The organism is Actinoplanes sp. NPDC051343, from assembly GCF_044455125.1.
GTDB lineage: Bacteria > Actinomycetota > Actinomycetes > Mycobacteriales > Micromonosporaceae > Actinoplanes.
The window spans coordinates 47659-56242 of record NZ_JBITEL010000029.1; the positions used below are offsets into that span (position 1 = coordinate 47659).

The window sequence follows — 8584 nt, forward strand, 5'->3', positions numbered from 1 at the left end:
CTACAGGTCGCTCGGGGCGGCCAGGTGACCCCGCACGGCGGTTGCCGCGGCCACCACCGGCGACACCAGGTGGGTGCGCGCCTGGGTACCCTGGCGGCCCTCGTAGTTGCGGTTGGACGTTGCGGCGATGCGCTCGGCGCCCTGCACCCGGTCGGCGTTGATGCCCATGCACATCGAGCACCCCGGCAACCGCCACTCGGCACCGGCGCTCAGGAAGACCTCGTCGAGGCCCTCCCGCTCGGCGCTGGTCCGCACGTCCATCGAGCCGGGCACCACGAGCATGCGGGTGCCGGGTGCGACCCGCCGCCCGCGGAGCACCTCCGCCGCCGCCCGCAGGTCCTCCAGCCGCCCGTTGGTGCAGGAGCCCAGGAACACGGTGTCGATGGTGATCCCCCGGATCGGGGTACCGGGCGTCAGGGCCATGTACCGCAGTGCCCGGGTGGCCGCCGCGCGCTGCGCCGGGTCGGTGAAGCCCTCCGGGTCGGGCACGGCGCCGTCGATGGGTACGGCCTGGCCCGGGTGGGTTCCCCAGGTCACGAACGGCGTCAGCGCGCCGATGTCGACACGGATCCGACGGTCGAAGCTGGCGCCCGGATCGGTCCGCAGCGTTCGCCAGTGGGCAAGCGCCGCGTCCCAGTCGGCGTCCGACGGCCGGAACGGCCGGCGCTGGAGGTACTCGAAGGTGCGCTCGTCCGGGGCGATGAGACCGGCGCGGGCACCAGCCTCGATCGTCATGTTGCACAGGGTCATCCGACCCTCCATGGACAGCGCCTCGACGGCCTCCCCGCGGTACTCGACGACGTGGCCGTTGGCACCGTTGGCGCCGATGTGGTGGACGACGGCCAGCGCCATGTCCTTCGGGGTGGCCGCCGTTGGCGCCACGCCGACCAGTTCCACGGCCATGGTGGGTGGCCGGGCCAGCCGGATGGTCTGGGTGGCCAGGACGTGCTCGACGTCGCTGGTACCGACGCCGAAAGCCAACGCGCCGAAGGCACCGTGCGTCGACGTGTGGCTGTCACCGCAGAGGATCGTCATGCCGGGCTGTACGAGGCCGAGTTCGGGCGCCACGACGTGCACGATGCCCTGGTTCGGATGTCCCTGCGGAAGCTCTTCGATGCCGTGCTCGGCGCAGTTGCTCCGCAGCGCTTCGACCTGGCCGCGCCCCATCCTGTCGCGGATCACCAGGGTGTCGGTGGGCACATTGTGGTCCTCCAGGGCCAGGGTCAGATCCGGCCGGCGCACCGGCCGGTCGGACAGCCGCAGTCCGTGGAACGCCTGCGGTGAGCTGGCCTCGTGCACCAGGTGCAGGTCGATGTAGAGCAGGTCGGCCTGGCCGGCGGTCCGGTGTACGACGTGGGCGTCCCACACCTTCTCGATGAGGGTCCGGGCCGTCGTCACGACGCCGCCACCGTCGATGTCCGGGCCGCGAGCCGGCTGCTCAGGATGTCCCGGAGTTCGCCGATGGAGATGCAGTCCCGGTCGCGGCGGTTGGCGATGTACTGCTGGTAGGTGTCTTCCTCCAGCTCCTTCTCCGTGGCGGCACCCATCTCCCGCAGCAGGTGCCGGATCACGTTGCGACCGGAATGACGGCCGACCAGGATGGTGCGCTCGCGGCCGAACCGGTGCGGTTCGACGTACTCGTAGGTGATCGGGTGGCGCATGATGCCGGCCTGGTGGATGCCCGCCTCGGTGGCGAACGCGTTCGCCCCGAAGACCGGCTTGGACGACGAGGTGACCAGCCCGATGCTGCGCTGCAGCAGAAGGTAAACCTGGTAGAGGCCGGCCGCGTCGACGTCGGTGTGGGCCCCGATCTCGTCGGCCTTGTAGGTGAGGAGCGCCACGAGCTCCTCCAGCGGGGTGTTGCCGGTCCGCTCGCCGATGCCGGCCAGGGTGCACTGCACGACGTCGGCCCCGGCCTCGATGGCGACCAGGGCGTTCGCCAGCGACAGGCCCATGTCGTTGTGGCAGTGCACGGACAGGTCGGTACCGTCCGGGATCCAGGAGCGCACGCGACCGACCAGCGCGCCGAACTCGGCCGGGACCATGCAGCCGGTGGTGTCGGCGAGGGTGACGGTCGCGGCACCCTCGCTGATCCCGGCGTCGATCAGCGGATGCAGCAGGTCGTCACAGCCGCGGCTGGCATCCTCGATAGCGAGGGTGATGTCGGTGAAGCCGAGCGACCGGGCGTACCGGAAGCTCTCCACCGTCTCGCGCAGACCCTCCGCTCGGGAGAAGCCGCGCTTGTGTTCCAGGTGGACATCGCTGCCGGTGACCATGATCTGCAGCTCGTGGTTATCGACGCCGCCGGCCCGAGCCGCCGCGTCGATGTCGTTCGGAGTGGCCCGGTTGAGGGTGGCGAACTTCGCCCGGGTCAGCGCCTCCGAGATCTTCTTTGTGGCCTCGAAGTCGCTGGGCGAGGAGCTGGGAAAGCCGGCCTCGATCGTGTCCACGCCGATGGCCTCGAGGGCCAGGGCGATAGCGAGCTTCTGGTCGGGCGACATGGCGTTGCCGGGCGCCTGTTCGCCATCGCGCAAAGTGGAGTCGAACACCGAGATCCTGCGGGATGTGGACAACTACGGCTCCTTATCGAAGGTACCGGTGCCGTCGTCCTCGTAAACGGCGGACGGGACGCGGAACCCTCGGCCGACAGATGCCGTTGTCTCTCGTGTCGTGGCCGGTCCGCGCGGGGGGAGCATGGCAGTTCCGGGCTGCGAAAGGGCTGCGGGATTGTTGCGGACGACGGTCCGGGAGATTTGCGGGCCTGGCCGTAGGTGTCGCCTCCTGCGCTGTGTTAGGAAGATGGACGTCCGCGTCCCGGGCGAGCGCAGGAGGTCCCATGTCCGCACGTGTCAACCACGACACCACGGAGAGCGTCGTGCTCTCGCTGGTCCGAGAGCTCGCCGGCAACCCGGCGGTCAACACCGGCGACGACCTGTTCGAGCTCGGCTTCGACTCGCTGATGATCGTCGTGTTGGCCGCCCGCATCCAGGAACAGCTCGACGTGGAGCTGCCGATCGAGGTGTTCTTCGACGCCGAGACGATCGCCGACCTCGTCGCGGCCTTGCGGACGGCCGGGCCGGCCTGAGCGCTCAGCCGGCGTCGCCCGTCGCCACCCCTTCGCCCAGGATTCGGCCCACCCCCAGCTCCAGGCCGTCCTTCAGCAGATCGTCGTGCGCGCAGTCGATCGCGTGCTGCCGGATGTTTCCCTTCACATACTTCGTCCATACGGTCGCGTCGACCTGCGCCTCGCGCGCCTCCAGCCCGCTGAGGTGGAGCAGGTCGCCCTCGAAGACGTCGGGTGTGAAACCTCTGAGCAGCTCGAAGTTCCTCCGGATCGTCGCCCGAATCCGATCCGCGGTGATGCCGCCGAACCTCGACTCCGGAACCTCCAGCACCGCGCGGGCCAGCCCGTCGGCGTCGTCGGGCAGCTGTTCCGGCGGGTACGAATCGACCAACGCCAGCAGGGCGATCCGCTCGCCCGCACTCTGCAGCCGGGTGGCCATGCAATGGGCCAGCACGCCGCCGGACGACCACCCCACCAGATAGTACGGACCGTGCGGTTGAATCGATCTGATCTGCTCGATGTAGTCCGCCGCCATGTCCTCCAGGGACTCCGGAGGCGTCCCGTCCGAACGAACCGAACGGTCTTCCAGGGCGTACACCGGCCGGTCGTCTTCCAGGTACCGCGGGAGACCCATGTAGATCCACCCGAGGCCACCGGCCGGATGCGGACAGAAGACGGGGCTGCGCTTCCCGCGCGCCCGGATCGGCATCAACGTGCCGGTCCGGGTCTGCGCTGCACTTCGGCCGGTCGACAACAGGGCCAGGCTCGCCACGGTCGGGGCCTCGACGACCTCCCGGATCGTGACCTCGGCCCCCACAACCGACCGGATCCGGCTGACCAACCGGGCCACCAGCAGCGAGTCACCGCCCAACGCGAAGAACCCGTCATCGATCCCGACCCGCGGCAACCCGAGAACCTCGGCGAACAGATCACACAACAACTCCTCGACCGGGGTCCGCGGCTCCCGCGACGACATCAGAACCGACATGTCTGGCACCGGCAGCGCGGCCCGGTCCACCTTCCCGCTGGCCGTCAACGGGAAGGCTGCCACGACCACCACCATCGCCGGGACCATGTACTCGGGCAGCGTCCGGCCGACGAACTCCCGCAGCATTCCGCCGTCGACATCAGCGTCGTCGCCGGCCGCCAGGACGTAGGCGACCAGGCGCCGCTGGCCGGGCTGATCCTCCCGGACCATGGCCACCGCCTGGGCCACCCGCTCGTGACGATCCAGGGCCGCCTCGACCTCACCGAGCTCGATGCGGAACCCGCGCACCTTCACCTGGTCGTCCGAGCGGCCCAGGAACTTCAGCACCCCGCCCTCGTCCCAGCGCACCACGTCCCCGGTGCGGTACATCCGCTCCCCCGGCGCACCGAACGGACACGCCACGAACCGCTGCGCGGTCAACCCCGGCCGGTCGAGATACCCCCGCGCCAGCCCGGCCCCGGCCACGTACAGCTCGCCCGCGACCCCCACCGGCACCGGACGCAGCCCCGGGTCCAGTACGAACACCCGCGTGTTGGGCAACGGCCGACCGATCGGCGGCGTGTCCTCCCCGGACAGGGCCGTGGTCATGGTCGCGAGAACCGTCGACTCGGTCGGCCCGTACCCGTTGATCAGCAAACGGCCCGGGGACCACCGCCGGACCACCTCCCCGGAAACCGCCTCGCTTCCGGTGGCCACGGTCATGCCGGCCGGGAGATCGTCGACGTCGGGCAACGCCGACAACAACGCCGGTGGCAAATGCGCGTGCGTGATCCGCTGCTCGACGCACAACCGGCCCAGCTCACCCACGGCCAACCGCGACGGCGCCGCCATCACCAGCGCCGCACCGCTCAGCAACGCCATCATCATCTCCAAGAACGCGGCGTCGAAGCTGGGCGAGGCGAACTGGAGGACCCGGCTGTCCCCCCGGATCCGCAACCGCTCGATCTGCGCCCCGGCCAGACTCGAGATCCCCGTGTGCGACACCACCACACCCTTGGGCCGGCCGGTGGACCCCGACGTGTAGATGACGTACGCGGGGTGCGCCGGAAGCAGCACGCCCGACCGATCGGCGTCGGTCACGCCGGCCATCGCCTGCCCGGCGATCTCCGCAGCGGTCGTCGGGTCGTCCAGAACGACCAGATCATCGGTCAAGGCGGTGGCGGCCAGGGCCGTGGTGACCGCGTCGGTGAGGGCGATCGTGGTGGTCAAGAGACACGTGGGTACGGCGTCGTGCAGCATGAGCGTGATCCGCTCGGCCGGGTATGCGGCGTCGATGGGCAGATAAGCACCGCCGGCCTTCGCCACACCGAGCACCGCGACCACCAGTTCGACCGAGCGGGGCAGCACCAACCCGACCAGGCTCTCCGGGCCGACTCCGAGCCCGATGAGATGCAGGGCAAGTTGATTCGCCCGCTCGTCGAGGTCCCGGTAGGTCACCTCAACGCCCTCGAACACCACCGCAACCGCGTCCGGGCTCGCCGCCACCTGCGCCGCGAACAGCTCCGGCAGCGTCGCCGGTAGCGGGCGGGCAGTGTCGTTGAACTCATCCAGGATCATGTGCCGCTCGGCCGGGTCGAGGACGTCGACCCGGGAGACCGGCTGGTCCGGGTCGCCGGCCACCGCCTCCAGCAGCCGCACGACCCGGGCCGCGATGGTTCGGGCGGTGGGTTCGTCGAACAGGCCGGGTTGATAGTCCAACCGCAGCCTGAGCCGCGGCCCCGGCATGACGCACAGGCTCAGCGGATAGTGGGTGGCGTCCTCGCTGCTCGTTCCGGTGATCCGCAGGTCCGCGGACGGGCGGTCGGTTGAGGTCTGCTCGACAGAGTAGTTCTCGAAGACCAGCAGGGTGTCGAACAGCGGCCCGGACCCGGCCAGCCGCTGGATCTGAGTCAGGCCGAGATATTGGTGGGCCAGCAGCTGAGCCTGTTCGTCCTGCAACCGGGCCAGCAACCCGGCGAACGTCTGCCCGGGTCGCAGCCGTACCCGGACCGGCACGGTGTTGATCAGCAGCCCGATCATCCGATCGATACCCGGGATCTCCGGCGGGCGCCCGGACACCGTCGTGCCGAACACGACATCCTCGCGGCCGGTGACCCGGCCCAAATAGAGCCCCCACACCGCCTGGACCACCGTGTTCAGCGTGACCCCGAGCCGGCGGGCGGTCGCGGTCAACCCATCAGTCAGCTCGTCGGACAGTTCCGTCCAGGTCTGGCCCGGGGTCTCCGGGGACCGGCCCGCCGTCTGGGGCGCGATCAGGGTCGGTCCGGGCAGCCCGGCCAGCGCCTGCGACCACGCCTGCGATGCCGCCGCCGTGTCGCGGCGGGCCAGCCAGTCCAGATACTGCTTGAACCCGACCACCGGGGCCAGGCGGGCGTCGTCACCACCGGTCCCGTAAAGGGCGAACAGTTCATCGAAGACGACTTGCACGGACCAGCCATCCAGCAGGATGTGGTGACTGGTGATCACCAGCTGGTACCGGTCGGTACCCAACCGGATCAACATCAGACGCATCAACGGCGGCCGGTCCATGTCGAAACGGCGGACACGTTCCTCGGCCAGAACCCGATCCACCTCGACGGCCTGCTGCTGCCCGGACAGGTCGGACAGGTCGGACAGGTCGAGTTCCTGCCAGGGCAGGTCGACCTCCCGCCACACCACCTGCACCGTCATCCCGTCACGGATCTGACGGAAACCCGCACGCAGGTTCGCGTGCCGGGCCAGCAGAGTCCGGACCGCAGCCTGCAACGCGGGGGTGTCCACCGTCCCTCGCAGCGTGAACGCCATTTGCGCGTGGTAGACGTCGGTGGCCTGCGCATCGAACAGGGCGTGGAACAACAGCCCTTCCTGCAACGGCGACAGCGCCCACACGTCGGCCACCGGCTGACCGGCTTCCAACGCGTCGATGTCGTCTTGCGCCAAGGTCACCGAGGAGAAATCCGACGGGGTGTGGCCACCGGCGTCGTCGCCGTCGGCGATGGCCTGCAACGCCTGCACCCAATACCCGGCGAGCTCCTCAACGTCGGCCCGGGTGAGCAGGCCGCGCGCCCAGGACCACGACGCGACCAGTTGCGGCCCGTCCACTCCGTCGACGGTGACCGCGTTCACCTCGACCACATGCGCCAGCGGCGTATCCGCATCGGCGCCACCACCCAACGGGCCGCCACCGCCTTCGGAGATCACACCCCAGTCCTGGGCCACGTCCCGGGTTTCGTGGTCACCGATGGTGAGCCGGCCCAGGTAGTTGAACCCGATCTGCGGTGCCCGCCCCATCAACTGCGCACCGGTATCCGGGTTCAAATACCGCAGCAACCCGAACCCGATCCCGTTGTCCGGGATCACCCGCAACTGCTCCTTCACCCGCTTGAGCGCCCGACCCAGCCCCGCACCGCCGGCACACACCTCGGCCCACGACACCGGACCCGGATCCAACCGCACCGGGAACACACTGGTAAACCAGCCCACCGTCTCCGACACGTCGGCACCCGCCACGATCGGCTCCCGGCCATGGCCCTCCAACTCCACCAACACCGGCCGAACCCCACCCCCACGACAGGCCCGCCACCGGCCAACCGCCAACGCCAGCGCCGTCAGCAACACGTCATTGATCTGACCGTTGAACAGCGCCGGGACCCTGGTCAGCAACGCAGCGGTCCACCGCTGCGGCACCGACACCCGCAACGCCTCACCCGTAGCGAAAGTGTCCACCCGCCGATCCAGTTCCCGGCCACCCAGCAACGGATCCGCGGTGTCCAGGATCTCGCGCCACAACGCCAGCTCCGCCACCCGGACCGGGTCACTGGCCGCGTCGACGAGCTGGTGCGCCCACCACCGGAACGACGTCGCCACCGCCGGCAACACCGGATCCCGGCCCGCCACCACCTCACGCCACGCCGCTTCAATGTCCGGGACCAGGATCCGCCACGACACCCCATCGACGACGAGGTGATGGACGACGAACAGGATCCGGCCGGGCCGGTCAGGACCGGCGTCGAACCACACGACCTGCACCATCACCCCGGCCTCAGGCGCCAACCGGGCCTGCGCCGACCCGGCCTGCTCGGCGAATACCGCCTCGAACCCGGCCTCGTCCACTCCGCGCACGTCGACCCGGATCACCACATCCCCGGCCGGCGTCTCACCGGTTGCGGGGACCATCAACTCCCAGCCACCGCCCGACGTCACCAACCGGGCCCGCAACATGTCATGCCGGTCCAGCACCGCCTGCACAACCCGACACAGACCGTCCAAACCCAAACCCGCCGGGGCGGCCAGCACCATCGACTGAAACAACCCACCGATCGGGCCGCCGTGCTCCCGCAACCAACTCATCACCGCCGTCGCCGGGACCACCCCGACCCCCACCCCAGCCTCGGGCGCCGCCGGCCCGGGCTCATCCACGGACACCACAGCGGCCAACTCGGCAACGGTCTGACGCACGAACACATCCCGCGGGGAGATCACCAACCCCGCCGCCCTGGCCCGCGACACCAACCGGATCGCCACGATACTGTCCCCACCCAACGCGAAGAACC

General features: G+C 69.9%; 4 protein-coding genes. 1 reads left to right on the forward strand and 3 read right to left on the reverse strand.

All coding sequences use genetic code 11. From position 1 onward, the window contains the following. Together leuC and ACIA5C_RS47450 are read right to left on the reverse strand one after the other, a co-directional pair. Positions 1-1398: a 3-isopropylmalate dehydratase large subunit gene (leuC, locus tag ACIA5C_RS47445; RefSeq protein WP_396067761.1), complete on the reverse strand. Its 1398-nt coding sequence runs from the start codon at positions 1396-1398 to the stop codon at positions 1-3. Then, entirely contained in the window at positions 1395-2573 is a 1179-nt protein-coding gene (locus ACIA5C_RS47450; RefSeq protein WP_396067763.1) for a LeuA family protein, read from the reverse strand. The genes leuC and ACIA5C_RS47450 overlap by 4 nt, the downstream gene beginning before the upstream one ends. A gap of 263 nt (positions 2574-2836) precedes the next feature. Here ACIA5C_RS47450 and ACIA5C_RS47455 point away from each other — a divergent pair, with 263 nt between their 5' ends. Then, the gene (locus tag ACIA5C_RS47455; protein ID WP_396067765.1) at positions 2837-3085 is read left to right on the forward strand and encodes an acyl carrier protein; all 249 of its coding nucleotides are present in this window, start codon (positions 2837-2839) and stop codon (positions 3083-3085) included. Positions 3086-3089: 4 nt separating this feature from the next. Here the strand turns inward: ACIA5C_RS47455 and ACIA5C_RS47460 are convergent, their stop codons facing one another. After that, entirely contained in the window at positions 3090-8573 is a 5484-nt protein-coding gene (locus tag ACIA5C_RS47460) for an amino acid adenylation domain-containing protein (RefSeq protein WP_396067767.1), read from the reverse strand. Between the last annotated feature and the right edge of the window lie 11 nt (positions 8574-8584).